14 protein-coding genes are annotated in these 18,011 nt (G+C 73.0%); 9 read left to right on the forward strand and 5 right to left on the reverse strand.

Going from position 1 to position 18,011, the window contains the following annotated elements:
* The first annotated feature begins 82 nt into the window (after positions 1-82).
* Entirely contained in the window at positions 83-1,120 is a 1,038-nt protein-coding gene (locus tag ADL34_RS36310) for a hypothetical protein (protein WP_062663972.1), read from the forward strand.
* A 76-nt stretch (positions 1,121-1,196) separates the two neighbouring features.
* On the opposite strand, the gene ADL34_RS01365 is transcribed toward ADL34_RS36310, so the two are convergent.
* The 3 genes from ADL34_RS01365 to ADL34_RS01375 form a co-directional block, all read right to left on the reverse strand.
* Positions 1,197-1,889, reverse strand: coding sequence for an ester cyclase (locus ADL34_RS01365; RefSeq protein ID WP_062663970.1), 693 nt, complete (start codon positions 1,887-1,889; stop codon positions 1,197-1,199).
* Positions 1,890-1,960: 71 nt separating this feature from the next.
* Positions 1,961-2,734 (reverse strand): SDR family NAD(P)-dependent oxidoreductase, encoded by a 774-nt coding sequence (locus ADL34_RS01370; protein ID WP_062663968.1) that lies wholly within the window; start codon positions 2,732-2,734, stop codon positions 1,961-1,963.
* A 116-nt stretch (positions 2,735-2,850) separates the two neighbouring features.
* On the reverse strand, positions 2,851-3,519 hold the full coding sequence (locus ADL34_RS01375) for an MOSC domain-containing protein (RefSeq protein ID WP_062663966.1): 669 nt from the start codon (positions 3,517-3,519) through the stop codon (positions 2,851-2,853).
* An 81-nt stretch (positions 3,520-3,600) separates the two neighbouring features.
* On the opposite strand from ADL34_RS01375, the gene ADL34_RS01380 reads away from it, so the two are divergent.
* Positions 3,601-4,524 (forward strand): LysR family transcriptional regulator, encoded by a 924-nt coding sequence (locus ADL34_RS01380; RefSeq protein ID WP_062664404.1) that lies wholly within the window; start codon positions 3,601-3,603, stop codon positions 4,522-4,524.
* Between the two features lie 42 nt (positions 4,525-4,566).
* Here the strand turns inward: ADL34_RS01380 and ADL34_RS01385 are convergent, their stop codons facing one another.
* Positions 4,567-4,896 (reverse strand): WhiB family transcriptional regulator, encoded by a 330-nt coding sequence (locus ADL34_RS01385; protein WP_062663964.1) that lies wholly within the window; start codon positions 4,894-4,896, stop codon positions 4,567-4,569.
* A gap of 380 nt (positions 4,897-5,276) precedes the next feature.
* Here ADL34_RS01385 and ADL34_RS01390 point away from each other — a divergent pair, with 380 nt between their 5' ends.
* The 4 genes from ADL34_RS01390 to ADL34_RS01405 all read left to right on the forward strand — a co-directional run bounded on the left by ADL34_RS01390 (position 5,277) and on the right by ADL34_RS01405 (position 9,678).
* A complete protein-coding gene (locus ADL34_RS01390) occupies positions 5,277-5,888 on the forward strand; it encodes a response regulator transcription factor (protein WP_003948568.1) in 612 nt (203 codons plus the stop codon).
* A 329-nt stretch (positions 5,889-6,217) separates the two neighbouring features.
* Positions 6,218-6,805, forward strand: coding sequence for a sigma-70 family RNA polymerase sigma factor (locus ADL34_RS01395; protein WP_055622496.1), 588 nt, complete (start codon positions 6,218-6,220; stop codon positions 6,803-6,805).
* Between the two features lie 140 nt (positions 6,806-6,945).
* A complete protein-coding gene (gene guaB, locus ADL34_RS01400) occupies positions 6,946-8,448 on the forward strand; it encodes an IMP dehydrogenase (protein ID WP_062663962.1) in 1,503 nt (500 codons plus the stop codon).
* Positions 8,449-8,553: 105 nt separating this feature from the next.
* Positions 8,554-9,678: a GuaB3 family IMP dehydrogenase-related protein gene (locus ADL34_RS01405; RefSeq protein ID WP_062663960.1), complete on the forward strand. Its 1,125-nt coding sequence runs from the start codon at positions 8,554-8,556 to the stop codon at positions 9,676-9,678.
* A 114-nt stretch (positions 9,679-9,792) separates the two neighbouring features.
* Here ADL34_RS01405 and ADL34_RS01410 read toward each other — a convergent pair whose 3' ends face one another.
* Positions 9,793-11,001: a nucleotide sugar dehydrogenase gene (locus ADL34_RS01410; protein ID WP_062663958.1), complete on the reverse strand. Its 1,209-nt coding sequence runs from the start codon at positions 10,999-11,001 to the stop codon at positions 9,793-9,795.
* Between the two features lie 261 nt (positions 11,002-11,262).
* On the opposite strand from ADL34_RS01410, the gene ADL34_RS01415 reads away from it, so the two are divergent.
* The 3 genes from ADL34_RS01415 (at position 11,263) to ADL34_RS01425 (ending at position 17,999) form a co-directional block, all read left to right on the forward strand.
* The gene (locus ADL34_RS01415; protein WP_062663957.1) at positions 11,263-12,969 is read left to right on the forward strand and encodes a glycerol-3-phosphate dehydrogenase/oxidase; all 1,707 of its coding nucleotides are present in this window, start codon (positions 11,263-11,265) and stop codon (positions 12,967-12,969) included.
* Between the two features lie 274 nt (positions 12,970-13,243).
* Complete coding sequence (locus tag ADL34_RS01420; RefSeq protein WP_062663955.1) at positions 13,244-15,307, forward strand: serine/threonine-protein kinase; 2,064 nt, start codon at positions 13,244-13,246, stop codon at positions 15,305-15,307.
* A 184-nt stretch (positions 15,308-15,491) separates the two neighbouring features.
* Positions 15,492-17,999 (forward strand): protein kinase, encoded by a 2,508-nt coding sequence (locus ADL34_RS01425; RefSeq protein ID WP_062664402.1) that lies wholly within the window; start codon positions 15,492-15,494, stop codon positions 17,997-17,999.
* Positions 18,000-18,011: the final 12 nt, after the last annotated feature.

Genomic DNA, 18,011 nt, shown 5'->3' on the forward strand with positions numbered 1-18,011 from the left:
GGGCCCTCGCCGTACCTCGCCCCGGAACCGTCGCGCGGCCCACGGCGACCTACAGGGCGACGGCCGGACAACAGGGGGTGCGATGAGCCAGGTGCTCTACGGCGAACGGTCGAGGAACCCGTTCGCGCGGACCGTGGAACTGACCGGGGACGGGCTGCGCAGGGGCGGCCGTACGACACCGCTCGCCGAGCTGAACCTCGGCGCCATGGCGGAGGCGTTCCTGCGGGGGCGGTGGCTCGGCGGCGGAGGCACGGAACGGCCCCTCGAGCGGCTGCCGCAGGACGCCGGGACCGTCCCCGTCACCCGGGTCACCGGCACCAGCACACCGCTGAAGGTCCGCCGGGGCGCCGAGTTCGCGCGGGCCCTCGGCGAACTGGCCGTGCGGGAGTGCGGCGGACCGGTCGCCGTGGCCACCCTCGCCGAACGGGCGCGCGCGGAGGACGTCCCCCTGTGGATCGCGCGCCGGTACGCGCCGGGTCCCGCCGGGCCGGTGGCCGTCGCCGTGGACCGGCACCTGGTCCGCGTCGACGTCTGGGGCCCGCACGCCCCCGCCGTACGGCTGCGCGCACCCCACGGCTACCTCGGGGACGCCTCCTCGCCGGGCGCCGGCCTGGTGCTGACCGTCGGCGACCAGTACGCGCGACTGTCCCTGCGCAGGACGCTGCGCAAGTCCAAGCGCAGCGTGGAGATACAGCTGCCCGGCCGGGAGTGGACCCTGCGGCGCGCCGACGCGACCAGCTCCTGGCTGCTGCGGGACGGCGGCCGGGTCGCCCTGCTGGCCCGTCCGCCCCGCCGCCCCGACCTCGCCCCCGGCACGGTCCTGGCCCCCCTGCCGGCCGTGCGCCACGAGAGCCCCGACCCGCTGGACGCCGTCATGGCCCACGCGGTGGCGGCGTCCTTCGGCCTGGGCGACACCACGGGCTCGGCCCGCTTCCGCGCCCGGCCACGCCCCGGCGACGACGGCGACGCCACCTGGGAACTGCCCTGGTTCAGCAACCTGGGCATCGGCGGCGAAGACAACGACTCGGGCGCCGCCGACGGCTGGGGAGGCGACGGCGGCGACGGCGGAGACGGAGGCGGGGGAGACGGCGGCGGAGACGGGGGAGGCGGCGGCGACTGACGGACTCCGCCCGGCCCCGGGGCGACAAAGGCCCCGCTCCCTCGTCAGGACGGGAACGGGGCCTTCCCCTTCGCGGTCATTCGCCGAGTACCCCCAACTGCTCCATCAGTCCCGCGCGGTCGTAGATCCAGTGGCTCTCGCAGATACGGCCGTCGCGGAAGCGCTGCCAGGTCATGCCCTGCATGCTCACGTCCTGGCCGGTCGGCGGGATGCCGAGGAAGTCGCCCTTGTGGTGGCCGGTGACGGTCCAGCGGCTGCACACCCGGTCGTCCTCGGCCATCTGGTCGTGGACGGTGAACGCGATGTCGAAGGCGCCGTACCAGCCCTCCAGCACCGCGCGCATCTCGTCCCGGCCCTTGACGGGGCGCGGGTAGGACGGGTCGTGGTCCACGTAGTCGTCCGTGACGTGCTCCAGGATGCGCTCCGGGGGCCTGCGGCCCATCTCCGTGAAGAAGGTCCGCGCGGCAAGGACGTTCAGATGCTCGTCACGCACCACGTCCAGGTCCGTGAAGACCGGCGGCCCGTCGCACAGCGCCACCATCTCCTCGTAGATCCGTCCGGTCTCGGGGAGGTGCGAGTTGCGCATCGCCTCGTCGTACGACGGGAACTCCACGATCTCCACGAAGTGCGAGCCGTCGGACCGGTCGCGGCCGATGACGTCGTGCGTGGCCGTCCGCTTCCCCTTGGTCTGCTCGACCCACCTGTCCATCAACCGGTTCATCTCGTCGAACCGGTCCGTCCTGCAGTCGATGAGCTGTACGAAGGTCATGACGCCGGCGCCTCCCGGTCCCCCTGGGTGCGGCTGGACAATCTCATTGTCCTCCGCGGCCGGACCGCTCTCTACCGCGGACCGTACTTGCGGCCCGTCCGCGAGGAGATCGTGCCGAGCATGCCCCGCGGCACCAGCTTGGCCGCGCCCAGCAGCACCTTGTAGCGCGGGTCCGGGATGGACAGCGCCCGCCCCCGCGCCAGGTCCTCCAGCGCGGCCGCCGCCACCTTGTCGGCGTCCAGCCACATCCACCCGGGGATGTTGTCCGTGCCCATGCCGGCGCGCTCGTGGAACTCGGTCCGTACGAACCCCGGGCACAGCGCCATCAGCCGCACCCCGCTCCCGGCCAGGTCGCGCGCCGCGCCCTGGGTGAACTGCACGACCCACGCCTTGGACGCGCCGTACGTCCCGCGCGGCACGAACGCCGCCACCGAGGCGACGTTCACGACACCGCCCCGCCCCCGCTCGCGCATCGCCGCGGCCGCCGCCGACGTCAGCCGCAGCACCGCCTCGCAGTGCACCTTCAGCATCCGCAGCTCGTCGGCCATGGACACGTCGAGGTAGCGGCCCTTGTTGCCGAAGCCCGCGTTGTTGATCAGCAGGTCGACCGGGTTGCGGCGGTCGCCGAGGCGGGCGGCGACCGCCTCGATGCCGGTGTCCTCGGCGAGATCCGCCGTCAGCACCTCCGCCTCGACGCCGTGCCGGTCGTGCAGCTCGGTGGCCTGCTCGCGCAGCCGCTTGGTGTCCCGGGCCACCAGGACGAGGTCATGTCCGTCGGCGGCCAGCCGTCGCGCGAACGCGGCGCCCAGGCCCGCGGTCGATCCCGTGATCAATGCCGTTGTCATGGCGCAAGGTTAGTGACCCGGACCGCCCCGTTCCGCTCCTTGTCCGCCCAGTGGGCCACCGGCTCCGGCCACCTCAGGCGGCAGCCCGCCCCCGTCCTCCGGTGTGCAGGGCCGCGTCAGGAGCCGTACTTCGCCACGTACTTCTCGGCCGTCTCCACCGCCTCCGGGTGCAGCCACTCGGCCGCCGCCAGGACGCGCGGCAGCAGCGACCGCTCGGTGGTGACCGCCCGGAACTGGAACGCCACCGTCACCTCGTGGTCCGGCCGCCGGACGACCTCGATCGCGTCGCCCGCCCGGATCTCGCCCGGCTCGATCACCCGCAGATACGCCCCCGGCGCGGCCTGCGCGGTGAACCGCCTGACCCACTGCCGTTCACCCAGATGGCCCTGGAAGGTGCGGCAGGGGATACGGCCGCTCGTGACCTCCAGCAGCAGATCGGGCCCCACCCGCCAGCGCTCGCCGATCAGCGCCCCGGAGACGTCCAGACCGGACGTCGTGAGGTTCTCGCCGAACACGCCGTTGCGCAGCGGGCGCCCCAGCTCGCGCTCCCAGGCGTCGAGGTCCTCCCGCGCCACCGCGTACACGGCCTGGTCGTCGCCGCCGTGGTGCTGCCGCGAGCACACCGCGTCCCCGGCCAGCCCGCTCCCGCCGACGCCCTTCGGGCCGGGTGCCGTCACCCGCACCGGGCCTTCGACGGGGCGCTTGTCGATGCCGGTCATCCCCTCGGGGTGGTCCGTGTACGGCACCGCCTCGGAGCGGCCGAGATTCACTGACAGAAGCTTCATGGCGGCACGGTAGGCGACCGGCGGTCAAAGTGTCGACGCGATATTCGGCGTACTCCCCAAGCGCGCCTTATGCTCGATGACGTGCTCGAAGCCCGTCATCTCCGCGTCCTGCGCGCCGTCGCCACCACCGGTTCCTTCTCGGCGGCCGCCCGCGAGCTGGGCTGCACCCAGCCCGCCGTGAGCCAGCAGATGAAGGCGCTGGAGACGGCCGTCGGCACGCCGCTGCTGATCCGCACCGGCCGCGTGATGCGGCTGACCCAGGCCGGCGAGGCGCTCGTGCGGCACGCCACCGGCATCCTCGCCGGGCTCACCGCCGCCGAGGAGGAGGTCGCCGCCATCGCGGGCCTGCGCGCCGGACGGGTCCGGCTCGTCTCCTTCCCCAGCGGCAGCTCCACGCTCGTCCCGACCGCCCTCGCCGCCCTGCGCGCCGCCCACCCCGGCACCCGCGTCTCCCTGGAGGAGGCCGAGCCGCCGAAGTCGGTCGAGATGCTGCGCGAGGGCGAGTGCGACGTGGCCCTGGCCTTCCGCTACGAGAGCGCGGCCGGCGCCGAGGAGTGGGACGACCTCGTGGTGCGCCCGCTGCTCACCGATCGCCTGGTCGGGCTGGTCCCGGAGCGGCACCGGCTCGCCCGCGCGGGATCACCGGCCTCGGTGGCCATCGGCGATCTGGCGGCCGAGCCGTGGATCGCCGGGTGCCCGCGCTGCCGGGGCCAGCTCGTCGAGGTGTGCGCGAGCGCCGGCTTCACACCGCGCATCGACTTCGCCACCGACGACTACCCGGCGGTGGTCGGCCTGGTCGGCGCCGGTCTCGGCGTCGCCGTCCTGCCGCAGCTCGCCGTGGAGTCCGTACGGCCGCGCGGTGTGCGCATGGTCGCGCTGGAACCGGCGGTCCGCCGCGAGATCGTCGCCCTCACGCTGCCGGACCTCGCCCAGGTGCCGGCCGTGGCCGCGACCCTGGACCAGCTCGCCCGCGCCGCCGGGGGCCCGGTGGAGTCCCGGGCATGAGGAAGGGCACGCCATGCGTGCCCTGATTGGAGAAACGTTCCTTCAGTGGTCGGGACCCGCGTCCCCGCCGGTGGTCGACGCCGACACCAGCCGGTTGCGTGCCCGCCCCATGAGCTCCTCGCGCTCGTCCTCGGTCAAGCCGCCCCATACGCCGTACGGTTCGCGTACCGCCAGCGCGTGCGCCGCGCACTGTGCGCGCACGGGGCACCTCATGCAGACCTCCTTGGCCGAGTTCTCTCGAGCGCTCCGGGCCGCCCCGCGCTCGCCCTCCGGATGGAAGAAGAGCGAGCTGTCCACCCCGCGACATGCAGCCAGCAGCTGCCAGTCCCACAAGTCCGCGTTCGGTCCGGGAAGGCGGGAGAAATCTGCCATTGCGTGACCCCTTGTAGCCGTTCTGGGCGGATACGGTGTCTACGACCGTACATCTACGATCTAAGAAGATGAAAATATGACTCATTGCGAATCTAGCCCCAAACGCCGTGAAACAGGAAGAAAAAGGGCTAAATGGGGCACGGCTTGTGATGAAACGGGGAGGGTCCGCCCCGCATGTCTGCCCTGTGTCCGTCCCCTCACGTAGAGTGCCGAAGACGGCACATGCCCCCGTAACTCTTTCGAGTGACCGTCGTTGAGAGGGCGGAGGCGGTTGAAAGAAGAAGCGCTCGGGCAGGCGTCCGAGACGGTCGACCGCACAGGTGACATTTCGTACCAGCCTGGAGGCTCAAGGTGACGTGCATCAGCTGCGGAGGGCGGCCATGACATCCGTCCTCGTCTGCGACGACTCCCCGCTTGCCCGAGAGGCGCTCCGCCGCGCGGTCGCGACCGTGCCCGGTGTCGAGCGCGTGACGACGGCGGCCAACGGCGAGGAAGTCCTCCGCCGCTGGGGCGCCGACCGCTCGGACCTGATCCTGATGGACGTGCGCATGCCCGGTCTGGGCGGCGTGGAGACCGTACGGCGGCTGCTGTCCGCCGACCCCGGTGCGCGCATCATCATGCTCACCGTCGCCGAGGACCTGGACGGCGTGGCCCTCGCGGTCGCCGCCGGTGCCCGCGGCTATCTGCACAAGGACGCCTCGCGCGCCGAGCTGCGGGCCACGGTCACGCAGGCGCTGGCCGACCCGACCTGGCGGCTCGCCCCGCGCCGGCTGCGCTCCGCCGAGATGGGCGCCGCGCCGACGCTGACCGCGCGGGAGATCCAGGTGCTGGAGGGCATGAGTCACGGCCGCTCCAACGCGGAGATCGGCCGCGAGCTGTTCCTCTCCGAGGACACGGTCAAGACGCACGCCCGCCGGCTGTTCAAGAAGCTCGGCGCCTCGGACCGGGCCCACGCGGTGGCGCTCGGGTTCCGGTGGGGCCTGGTGCGCTGAGCGTCCCCGCCGTGGGGCCCGCGTCGTGCCGGCCGGTGGCCCCGGGTTCGTCGTGGCTGGTCGCGTGCGCGCGGCCCGGCCGCACCATGTCTCGGCCCGCGCCCCCCAGGGGCGCGGCTTCGAGGCCGGACAACGGGTCCGATCGGTGCCCGTCGCTCGTTTCGCCGCGGATGCCGCATCCTTGAGGTGTGGAGTCTCTCGGGGACGAGTCGGTCGAGCGGAAGGGGAGGGCGCAGGAGATGAGTTCCGGCGCACCTGCTCATAACGCTTCGGTGCACAACGACGGCGGCGATGCCGCGCGCGCCGCGGCCGCAGGGCACCATGGACCGATGCGCGACGACGAGGCGGCCCACGCCGCAGGGGCGATCGGTGCACTCGTCCATCGCGCGGTGGACGGGGACGAGCAGGCCACCCACGACCTTCTCGCGCATGTCCACCCGCTGGCCCTGCGGTACTGCCGCACGCGGCTGTCGCGCCTGCCGGGGGACGCCCGGCACTTCGTCGAGGACCTCGCCCAGGAGGTCTGCGTCGCCGTCCTGCTGGCGCTGCCGCGCTACAAGGACACCGGCCGCCCCTTCGAGGCGTTCGTCTTCGCCATCGCCGCGCACAAAGTCGCTGACCTGCAGCGTGCGGCGATGCGGCACCCCGGTTCCACGGCCGTCCCCTCGGACGAGATGCCCGAGCGGCCGGACGACTCGCTGGGCCCCGAGGAGCGCGCGCTGCTCAGCAGCGACGCCGAGTGGGCCAAGAAACTCCTGGCCAACCTGCCCGAGAACCAGCGGGAGCTGCTGCTGCTGCGGATCGCCGTGGGGCTGACCGCGGAGGAGACCGGCCAGATGTTGGGAATGTCACCCGGCGCCGTCCGGGTCGCCCAGCACCGGGCCCTGAGCAGACTGCGGGCACTCGCCGAGCAGTAGTCCCACCGGGTGAACGGGCGTTGCCGGGATTCCGTACGAACCTACGAAGCCGGCAGCCGCCCTGAACTGTGGAATGTGACGCCTCGGCTTCCCGTTAGCATGGACATCCGCACCGATCAAGGCCATTTGGGGAAGGTGTCATGACTGCCAACGTCGACGGAGTGCCCGCCAAATTCGCGACACTCGGGCTTACCTACGACGATGTGCTGCTGCTGCCGGGCGCCTCCGAGGTCCTGCCCAACGCGGTCGACACCTCGTCCCGCATCTCCCGGAACGTACGGGTCAACATTCCCCTGCTCTCCGCCGCCATGGACAAGGTCACCGAGGCCCGTATGGCGATCGCGATGGCCCGCCTGGGTGGTGTCGGCGTGCTGCACCGCAACCTGTCCGTCGAGGACCAGGTCAACCAGGTCGACCTGGTGAAGCGGTCCGAGTCCGGCATGGTCACCGACCCGATCACGGTGCACCCGGAGGCGACCCTCGGCGAGGCGGACGCGCTGTGCGCCAAGTTCCGCATCAGCGGCGTCCCGGTCACCGACCCCGCCGGCAAGCTGCTCGGCATCGTCACCAACCGCGACATGGCCTTCGAGACGGACCGCTCCCGCCAGGTGCGCGAGGTCATGACCCCGATGCCGCTGGTCACGGGCAAGGTCGGCATCTCCGGCGTCGAGGCCATGGAGCTGCTGCGCAGGCACAAGATCGAGAAGCTGCCGCTCGTCGACGACGAGGGCACCCTCAAGGGCCTGATCACGGTCAAGGACTTCGTCAAGGCCGAGAAGTACCCCAACGCCGCGAAGGACGCCGAGGGCCGCCTCCTCGTCGGAGCCGCCGTCGGCGCCAGCCCCGAGGCGCTGGAGCGGGCGCAGGCGCTCGCCGAGGCCGGGGTCGACTTCCTCGTGGTCGACACCTCGCACGGGCACAACAGCAACGCCCTCAGCTGGATGTCGAAGATCAAGTCCAGCGTCTCCGTCGACGTGATCGGCGGCAACGTCGCGACCCGCGACGGCGCGCAGGCCCTGATCGACGCCGGTGTCGACGGCATCAAGGTCGGTGTCGGACCGGGCTCCATCTGTACGACCCGTGTCGTCGCCGGTATCGGCGTCCCGCAGGTCACCGCCATCTACGAGGCGTCCATCGCCGCCCGCCCGGCCGGCATCCCGCTGATCGGCGACGGCGGCCTGCAGTACTCCGGTGACATCGGCAAGGCGCTCGCCGCCGGCGCCGACACCGTGATGCTGGGCTCGCTGCTCGCGGGCTGCGAGGAGTCCCCGGGCGAGCTGCTCTTCATCAACGGCAAGCAGTTCAAGTCCTACCGCGGCATGGGCTCGCTGGGCGCCATGCAGTCCCGCGGCCAGGGCAGGTCGTACTCGAAGGACCGCTACTTCCAGGCGGAGGTCTCCTCCGACGACAAGCTCGTGCCCGAGGGCGTCGAGGGCCAGGTGCCCTACCGCGGCCCGCTGGCCAACGTGCTGCACCAGCTCGTCGGCGGTCTGCGCCAGACCATGGGCTACGTCGGCGCGGCCACCATCGACGAGATGGAGTCCAAGGGCCGCTTCGTCCGCATCACCTCGGCGGGCCTGAAGGAGAGCCACCCGCACGACATCCAGATGACGGTCGAGGCGCCGAACTACAGCAACAAGTAGCCGGCCCCCGCGACAGGGCGGCTCCGGACGTATCCGGGGCCGCCCTCGTCGTGCCCGTCGGCGATACTGGAAGACGCTGCAACGCATCAGGGAAAGGCCACAGACGTGACTGAGATCGAGATCGGGCGCGGCAAGCGCGGCCGCCGGGCGTACGCCTTCGACGACATCGCCGTCGTCCCCAGCCGCCGTACGCGGGACCCGAAGGAGGTCTCGATCGCCTGGCAGATCGACGCCTACCGCTTCGAGCTGCCGTTCCTGGCCGCCCCCATGGACTCGGTCGTCTCCCCGGCCACCGCCATCCGCATCGGCGAGCTCGGCGGCCTCGGCGTGCTGAACCTCGAGGGCCTGTGGACCCGGTACGAGGACCCGCAGCCGCTGCTCGACGAGATCGCCGAGCTGCCCACGGAGGCCGCCACGCGCCGCCTCCAGGAGGTGTACGCCGCTCCGATCAAGGAGGAGCTGATCGGGCAGCGCCTCAAGGAGGTGCGGGACTCCGGCGTGGTCACGGCCGCCGCGCTCTCCCCGCAGCGCACCGCCCAGTTCTCCAAGGCGGTCGTCGACGCGGGCGTCGACATCTTCGTCATCCGCGGTACGACGGTCTCCGCGGAGCACGTGTCGTCCTCGCACGAGCCGCTGAACCTGAAGCAGTTCATCTACGAGCTCGACGTCCCGGTGATCGTCGGCGGCTGCGCCACGTACACCGCGGCCCTGCACCTGATGCGCACCGGCGCGGCGGGCGTCCTGGTCGGCTTCGGCGGCGGCGCCGCGCACACCACACGCAACGTCCTCGGCATCCGCGTCCCGATGGCCACGGCGGTCGCGGACGTGGCGGCGGCGCGGCGCGACTACATGGACGAGTCCGGCGGCCGGTACGTCCACGTCATCGCGGACGGCGGTGTCGGCTGGTCCGGTGACCTGCCCAAGGCGATCGCCTGCGGCGCGGACGCCGTGATGATGGGTTCCCCGCTGGCCCGCGCCACGGACGCGCCGGGCCGCGGCTGCCACTGGGGCATGGAGGCCGTGAACACGGAGCTGCCGCGCGGCCAGAAGGTCGACCTCGGCACGGTCGGCACGATCGAGGAGGTCCTGACCGGCCCCTCGCACACCCCCGACGGCTCCATGAACTTCTTCGGCGCCCTGCGCCGCGCCATGGCCACGACCGGCTACAGCGAGCTCAAGGAGTTCCAGCGGGTCGAGGTCACGGTGGCGGACTCCCAGCACCAGCGCTAGAGCCTTTCGTTTGGATCAGACCCCGCGAGCCCGGCATGATCCAAACGAGAGGCGCTAGCCGCACCACGCGAGGGGCCGGTCATCGACCGGCCCCTTTCGTATGCCCCGGCCTCCTCACAACCGGTGCGCCGCCCCCGTCGGGGCCGCGCCCCGGGTGTCGAGGAGGAGCTGGGCCTTCACCGACAGGCCCTGGAGGTCGTAGGTGCGGTGTTGCTGGAGGAGGATCGTCAGGTCGGCGTCGGCGGCGGCCTCGTAGAGGGAGTCGGCGCGGGGGACCGGGCGGTCGAGGACGCTCCAGGACGGCACGTACGGGTCGTGGTAGCTGATGGACGCGCCCAGTTCCAGCAGGCGGACGGCGACCTCCTGGGCGGGGGTGGACTGCTGGTCGGCGAGGTCCGGCTTGTAGGTGACGCCGAGGAGGAGGATGCGGGCGCCGCGCGCGGACTTGCCGTGCTCGTTGAGCAGGGTGGCGGCGCGCTGCACGACGTAACGGGGCATCTGGCTGTTGACCTGCTGGGCGAGTTCGACCATGCGCAGGGAGCGGCCCGTGTGGGCGGTCAGGCTCTGCGGGACGGCGTGTCCGCCGACGCCGGGGCCGGGGCGGAACGCCTGGAAGCCGAACGGCTTGGTCTCCGCGCAGCGCACGACGTCCCACAGGTCGACGCCCAGGTCGTGGCAGAGCACGGCCATCTCGTTGACCAGGGCGATGTTCACGTGCCGGAAGTTGGTCTCCAGCACCTGCACGGTCTCCGCCTCGCGCAGACCCCGCGCGCGGACCACCTTGTCGGTGAGGCGGCCGTAGAAGGCGGCCGCCGACTCGGTGCAGGCGGGGGTGAGCCCGCCGATCACCTTGGGGGTGTTGGCGGGGTGGAAGTCGCGGTTGCCGGGGTCGACGCGGCTCGGCGAGTAGGCCAGGTGGAAGTCGCGGCCGGCGCGCATCCCCGAGCCCTCCTCCAGCAGGGGCCGCAGAACCTTCTCGGTGGTGCCGGGCGGGACCGGCGACTCCAGGATGACGGTGGAGTGCGGCCGCAGCCGGGCCGCGAGGGCGCGCGCGGCGGCCTCCATCTCGCTCAGGTCGAGCGTGCCGTCCGCCCCGAGCGGCGTCGGCGAGCAGATCACGGCGGTGCGGACCCGGCCGAGCTCGGCGGGGCTGGTGGCGTGCCGGAAGCCCCCCGAGAGCATCCGGCGCAGTTCGGCGGGACTGAGAGAGGCGGCCTCCGGACCGGTGCGGTAACCGAGTGTGGGGATGCCGGCGGCGACGGCGGCCTTGGCCAGGGGCAGGCCGTACGGGCCTAGTCCGATGACGGCGAGATCTGCGGGCATACGTGGGCCGTCCTTCCCAGTAACCGACGTGGGGCTGGTGCGCAACCCCGGTGGACAGAACGAGGGAGCGCAATGTCAGACTAGGAGTAAATATGACCGATTTGCCGCATTGAATGATCGCGTTTCCGGGAGTGTTGTCCACAGGCTGGGGGTACGTGGTGGCTGAACTCGGGCAACCCGGTCAGAATTCTGAGCAGGGGGATACGAGACGGGCTTCGCCCGACGGGTGCGGCTTACGCGACCGATCATCGGGAGGCAGCGGTGAGGACAGCGACACTGGGGCCGGAGGAGCGGGCCGCGTCACTGGCGGCCATGGCCGAGCGCGAGCTGGACCTGCTGGTCGTGGGCGCCGGAGTGGTCGGCGCGGGCACGGCACTCGACGCGGTGACCCGCGGCCTGTCCACAGGACTGGTCGAGGCCCGCGACTGGGCGTCCGGCACCTCCAGCCGGTCCAGCAAGCTCATCCACGGCGGGCTGCGCTATCTGGAGATGCTCGACTTCGCGCTCGTCCGGGAGGCCCTGAAGGAGCGCGGGCTGCTCCTGGAGCGGCTGGCACCGCACCTGGTGAAGCCGGTGCCGTTCCTGTACCCGCTGCAGCACAAGGGCTGGGAGCGCCTGTACGCCGGCTCGGGCGTCGCCCTCTACGACGTGATGTCGATGGCCCGGGGCCACGGCCGGGGCCTGCCCCTGCACCGGCACCTGACCCGCCGTCACGCCCTGCGCGTGGCCCCCGCCCTGAAGAAGGACGCGCTGGTCGGCGCCCTCCAGTACTACGACGCCCAGATGGACGACGCCCGCTACGTGGCCACCCTGGTGCGCACCGCGGCGGCCTACGGCGCGAAGATCGCCAACCGCGCGCGGGTCACCTCCTTCCTGCGGGAGGGCGAGCGCGTCGTCGGGGCCCGTGTGCAGGACGCCGAGGGCGGCGGCGAGTACGAGATCCGCGCCAAGCAGGTCGTCAACGCCACCGGGGTCTGGACGGACGACACCCAGTCGATGGTCGGTGAGCGCGGCCAGTTCCACGTCCGCGCGTCCAAGGGTGTCCACCTCGTCGTGCCCAAGGACCGCATCCACTCCACGACCGGCCTGATCCTGCGCACCGAGAAGTCCGTGCTGTTCGTCATCCCCTGGGGGCGGCACTGGATCGTCGGCACCACCGACACCGACTGGGACCTCGACAAGGCCCACCCGGCGGCGTCCAGCGCCGACATCGACTATGTGCTCGACCATGTGAACGCGGTGCTGGCGATCCCCCTGACCAGGGACGACGTCGAAGGCGTGTACGCGGGGCTGAGGCCGCTGCTCGCCGGTGAGTCCGACGCCACCAGCAAGCTGTCGCGCGAGCACACCGTCGCCCACCCCGTCCCGGGCCTCGTCGTCGTGGCCGGCGGCAAGTACACGACCTACCGCGTGATGGCCAAGGACGCCGTGGACGCGGCGGTGCACGGCCTCGACATGCGGGTCGCCGAATGCGTGACGGAGGACATCCCGCTGGTGGGCGCCGAGGGCTACCGCGCCCTGTGGAACGCGCGTGCGCGCATCGCGGAGCGGACGGGCCTTCATGTGGTGCGCGTGGAGCACCTGTTGAACCGGTTCGGGTCGCTGACCGAGGAGATCCTGGAGCTCATCGCCGCCGATCCGACCCTCGGCGAACCGCTCCAGTCCGCCGACGACTACCTGCGCGCCGAGATCGTCTACGCCGCCTCCCACGAGGGCGCCCGTCATCTGGACGACGTCCTCACCCGGCGCACCCGCATCTCCATCGAGACCTTCGACCGGGGCACCCGGTGCGCCCGCGAGGCCGCCGAGTTGATGGCGCCGGTGCTGGGCTGGGACAAGGAGCAGATCGAGCGCGAGGTGGAGCACTACCAGAAGCGTGTGGAGGCCGAACGCGAGTCCCAGCGCCAGCCCGACGACCTGACCGCCGACGCGGCCCGCCTGGGAGCGCCGGACATCGTGCCGCGGTAGGGGAGGGAGAGGCGGCCGCCGAGCGTCGCGGGGGAGGCGTCCGCCGACCCGAAGTCCCCCTGCCTCCCGGCCCCTTGGGCGGCCCGGCCACCCCGGCCGGCGCCGCCCCGCCGTACGGGGCGGACCCGCGCCGCGCGGCGGTCCGGAGCCCTCGGCTCCCCGGTGCCCGGGTGGATTCGAACAAGTTGCGCCACGAGGGGCACCCTGGGCGCCGGGCGGTTGTCGGGTGAGGGACAATGGAGGCTCTGTCAGGGCGGGTTGTATGAGGGGACGCATGTCGGAGGCGGAGCGGGCGGGCACATCTCGTCAGGAGACTCGTCAGGACGACCACGAGCGTCTCCTCGCGGGGCGGTACCGGTTGGGAGGCGTGCTCGGCAGGGGCGGCATGGGCACGGTCTGGCGTGCCGTCGACGAGACGCTCGGGCGGACCGTCGCCGTCAAGGAGCTGCGCTTCCCGTCGAACATCGACGAGGAGGAGAAGCGGCGGCTCATCACCCGCACCCTGCGCGAGGCCAAGGCGATCGCCCGGATCCGCAACAACAGCGCGGTCACGGTGTACGACGTGGTCGACGAGGACGACCGGCCCTGGATCGTCATGGAGCTCGTCGAGGGCAAGTCGCTCGCCGAGGTCATCCGGGAGGACGGCCTGCTGGAGCCGAAGCGGGCGGCCCAGGTCGGCCTCGCCGTGCTGGACGTCCTGCGCTCCGCGCACCGCGAGGGCATCCTGCACCGTGACGTGAAGCCGTCCAACGTGCTGCTGGAGTCCGACACCGACCGGGTCGTGCTCACCGACTTCGGGATCGCCCAGGTCGAGGGCGACCCGTCCATCACGTCGACCGGCATGCTCGTCGGCGCCCCCTCGTACATCTCCCCGGAGCGGGCGCGCGGCCACAAGCCCGGCCCCGCCGCCGACCTGTGGTCCCTAGGCGGTCTGCTGTACGCGTCCGTCGAGGGCGCGCCGCCGTACGACAAGGGCTCCGCGATCGCGACGCTCACGGCCGTGATGACCGAGCCGCTGGAGGAGCCGAAGAACGCCGGGCCGCTGCGGGACGTCATCTACGGCCTGCTCACCAAGGACCCCGAGAAGCGGCTCGACGACGCCGGTGCGCGGAGGATGCTCAACGCCGTCATCCACGCCCCGCAGACCGACTCGGCAGCCGACGCGCCGGACGCGACCAAGGTCGTACCGCTGCCGTCGCAGTCCGACGCGCCCTCGCGCAAGGGCCGTTCGGGAGCCGGTGCCGCGGGCAAGAAGGCCGAGGAGGCCGGGGAGCGGCTGCGCGGAGCGCTGCGCTCGGTGCGCAAGGCCGCGGTGGGGGCCGGAGCGGCCGGTGCGGCGCGCACCGCGTCCGGTGAGGGGGAGGCCGGGGCCGACGCGGCCACCGGATCGCCCTCGGCGGCTGGCGACACCTCCGCGGCCACCTCCGCGGCCACGTCTTCGGCCACCTCCGCGTCCCCCGGCGCGAACGCCGCCGAGAAGGACGCCAGGACGGTCGGTGACGCCGGTTCGGGACCGAGCTCCGGCTGGCCCGTGATGACGCCGCCGGACCTGCCCGCGCGGCCCGTCCCGCGCGCCCCGCTGACCGACGTCGTACCGAAGCGGACGCTGCTGGTCATCGCGGTCGTCGTCCTGGTCGCCGTCCTCGGCGTGGTGCTGGCGCTGACGCTGGGCGACGACGGCGGCTCCGAGGCGTCGGGGAACGGCGGGGCCGGCCCGTCGGCGACCTCGAAGGGGACCCCCGACACCAAGCGCGACGACGACGAGGGCACGAAGGGCGGGGACGGCTCCACGTCCACGCCGGGCTCCGGCAAGGGCGGCGGGACCGAGCCGAGCGCCGGGTCGAGCGCGACCGCCGGCGGTGGCGGCGGGGACGGCGACGGTGACGGTCAGGGTTCCGGCGGCGCCGAGGTGGAGTCCACCCACAAGGGCGGCCAGGGGTACTCGATCGGGCTGCCGAAGGGCTGGAAGTTCCAGTCCACCGGCTCGGCCGGCGACCGGTTCACCGGGCCGAAGGGGCAGAAGCTGCTCGTGGCCTGGACGTCGACGCCCAAGGGCGACCCGGTGGCGGACTGGAAGAGCCAGGAGCGCTACATGGTGCGCTCCCAGTACAAGAAGATCCGCATAGAGCAGGTGGACTACCGGGGCTGGAACACCGCGGACTGGGAGTTCACCTACGTCGAGGGCGGCACCAAGTACCGCACGATCGACCGCGGTTTCGTCGTGAACGACCATTCCGGGTACGCCCTGATGTACACCGCGAAGGCCGCGGACTGGGACAGCGCTCTGCGCAAGGGCACATGGAAGGCGCTCACGGGCACGTTCGAGCCGAAGGCGTGAAGCGGGGGCTTCCCCTCCGGGGGGAGCCCGCGGGGGATTGCCCCGTGAGATACGGCAACCTCTCTTTGCGAGTTGCCTCCGGCACGTATCGTGAAAGCTCGCGGACCGTACGCATCCATTCAGACGTCCGGAACGCGACACGAGACGAACGGAATTGACCGACCGGGCGGCCGGGGGAGGCAACGTGGACGACTACGCGGGCCGGGTGCTCGCCGGCCGCTACCGCCTGCCGCGGCCGCCCTCCGACACCTACGAACTCACCGAGAGCCGCGCCTTCGACACCTACAGCGGGCAGGAAGTCCTGGTCCGGCAGGTGCCGTTGCCCGAGGTCGTCGAGGCCGAGGTGCTCGACGCCGAAGGGCTGCCCGACGGTTTCACCGCCCGTGACGCGCGGGCCCGCGACACCGGCCGCCGGCCCGCCGACCCCGCCGTGCGCCGGGCGGTCGACGCCGCCCAGGCCGCGGCCCGCATCCCCGACCACCCCCGTCTGGACCAGGTCTTCGACGTGTTCGCCGAGGGCGGTTCGCTGTGGATAGTGAGCGAGCTGGTGGCGGCCCGGCCGCTCGCCGCGCTGCTCGCCGAGCAGCCGCTGTCGCCGTACCGGGCGGCCGAGGTGGCCGCCGACGTCCTCATGGCGCTGCGCGTCCTGCACGCCCACGGCTGGGTGCACCGCAACATCACCGCCCGTACGGTCATGGTCTGCGACGACGGCCGGGTGATGCTCACCGGGCTCGCGGTCGGCGCCGCCGAGGAGGCGCTGTGCGGCTACGACCCCGTGCCCGCCGAGGACGGTGACGATCCGGGCCCGGCACCCGCCGCGGGTGACGGACCGCCGGGCACCGGCCCCACCGGCTCCGTCCCCCGCCCGGACACCGACCCCGAGGCCGCCCGGCGGGCCGCCATAGAGGCGCGCACGAGCGGGACCCGGCCGGTCCCCGGCGCCGACGGCCCCGGCCCGGCGCCGGGCGGCGCCCTGGAGACCGGCGCCGACATCCGGGCCGCACGGGCCGGAGCGATCGCCGCCTACCGGGCGGGCGCCCGAGCCGCGGCCCGGGTGCAGGAGGCGCAGCAGAGCGAACGCGCCGCCCTGCCCGGTGCCCGCAGCGCCCCGGAGGGCCGGACGCCCCAGCCGTACCTGTCCGGCGGAGGCGGCACACCGCCGGGGCAGATCGCCGACCCGTACGGGGTGCGGGCCGCGTCCTGGCAGGGCGCCGTTCCCCGCCCCGGCACCGGGCGCGCCCCCACCGACACCTCCACCGACGCCACCACCGGCGCCGGCGGCGGCCGTGCCGCGCTCCCGCCCGCGAGCGCCCAGCCGGGCTTCCTTCCCCGGGACGACAGCGCGTCCGCCGCGAACGGCCCGGCCGCCGCGCCCCCGGCGCGTACCGGGACCCGTTGGAACGAACTGGTGTCCGGTTCCGCCGCCCGCAAGGGGCCCAGCACGGCACTCGCCGCCGAGCGGGCCCGGCAGGCCCGGATGGCCGTCGTCGGGCCCGTCACCGAGCGCTGGGCGCCGGAGCAGGCCGGACCCGTGCACGAGAACTGGCAGCTGGCCGCGCCGATCGGGCCCGCGACCGACCTGTGGGCGCTCGGCGCGCTGCTCTTCCGGGCCGTGCAGGGACACGCCCCGTACCCGGAGGAGTCGACGGCCGAGCTGGTGCAGATGGTGTGCGCCGAGCCGCCCGCGTTCGCCGAGGAGTGCGGCCCGCTGCGGCCCGTCGTGGAGTCGCTGCTGCGTCAGGACCCCACCGAACGGCCCGACTTCGAGGAGCTGCGCGGCTGGCTGCGCTCCCTCGTGCGGTCGGCGCCCGAGCCGGAGGCCGGCGCGCACGTCGTCGCCGCCCCGCCTGTCGACCCGAACCGCCTGCCCATCGTGCGGCGGCGCGGCGAGCTGGTGCGCCGACGGCGGGCCGCCCGGCTCCCCGCCCACCAGGGCCGGCACAAGCGGGCCCGGCAGGAGATGCGTTCACCGCGCCGGCTCGGCCGCACCCTGCTGCTCCTCGTCCTGCTCGGCATGGCAGCGGCGGTCGCGTACGCCATGCTGTTCATGCCCAAGGACGACCGGGACACCGGCACCGGCGCCGACGCCGGGCGCACCCCCGCCGCGGGCCAGGCGCCGCCCGAGCGGTCCGCCGAGTCGAGCAGCGAGCCGCGCCCCGAGCAGACCTCACCGTCCCCCGGCGGCGGCTCCTCGGACTCGGCCGGGTCCGAGGAGACGCAGACCACCGGGCCCGACCTCCCCGACGGCTTCACCGTCCGCAAGGACCCGGCCGGTTTCGAGGTCGCCGTCGCCAACGGCTGGAGCCGCAGCGGCGGCAGCGGCCGCGGCCAGGCCGTCTACGCGCACGGCGGCTTCGACCTGATCGTCGTGCCCGGCCGGGACACCGCGCAGCAGTACGGCGGTGACCCGATGGTCTACCAGCGCGAGCACGAGAAGGAGTTGCAGCCGTACCGGGACTCCAGCTGGGCCTCCTCGGGCGGGCTGAAGACCATTCAGGTCGGCGAACGCAAGATGGCCGAGGGGCAGTTCACCTGGACCGACGGCCAGGGACGCGAGCTGTTCGTGCGGAATCTGGCGATCCTCTCCGACGGGCGGTACCACGTGGTCCAGGTGCGCGGGCCGGAGGCCGAGCGGGACGAGGTCACGCGCCTGTTCGAGCAGGCGTCGGCGACCTACCGCATCACCAGCTGAGGCGGCCCGAAA

This window comes from Streptomyces sp. NRRL WC-3605 (genome assembly GCF_001509795.1).
Lineage (GTDB): Bacteria > Actinomycetota > Actinomycetes > Streptomycetales > Streptomycetaceae > Streptomyces > Streptomyces viridochromogenes.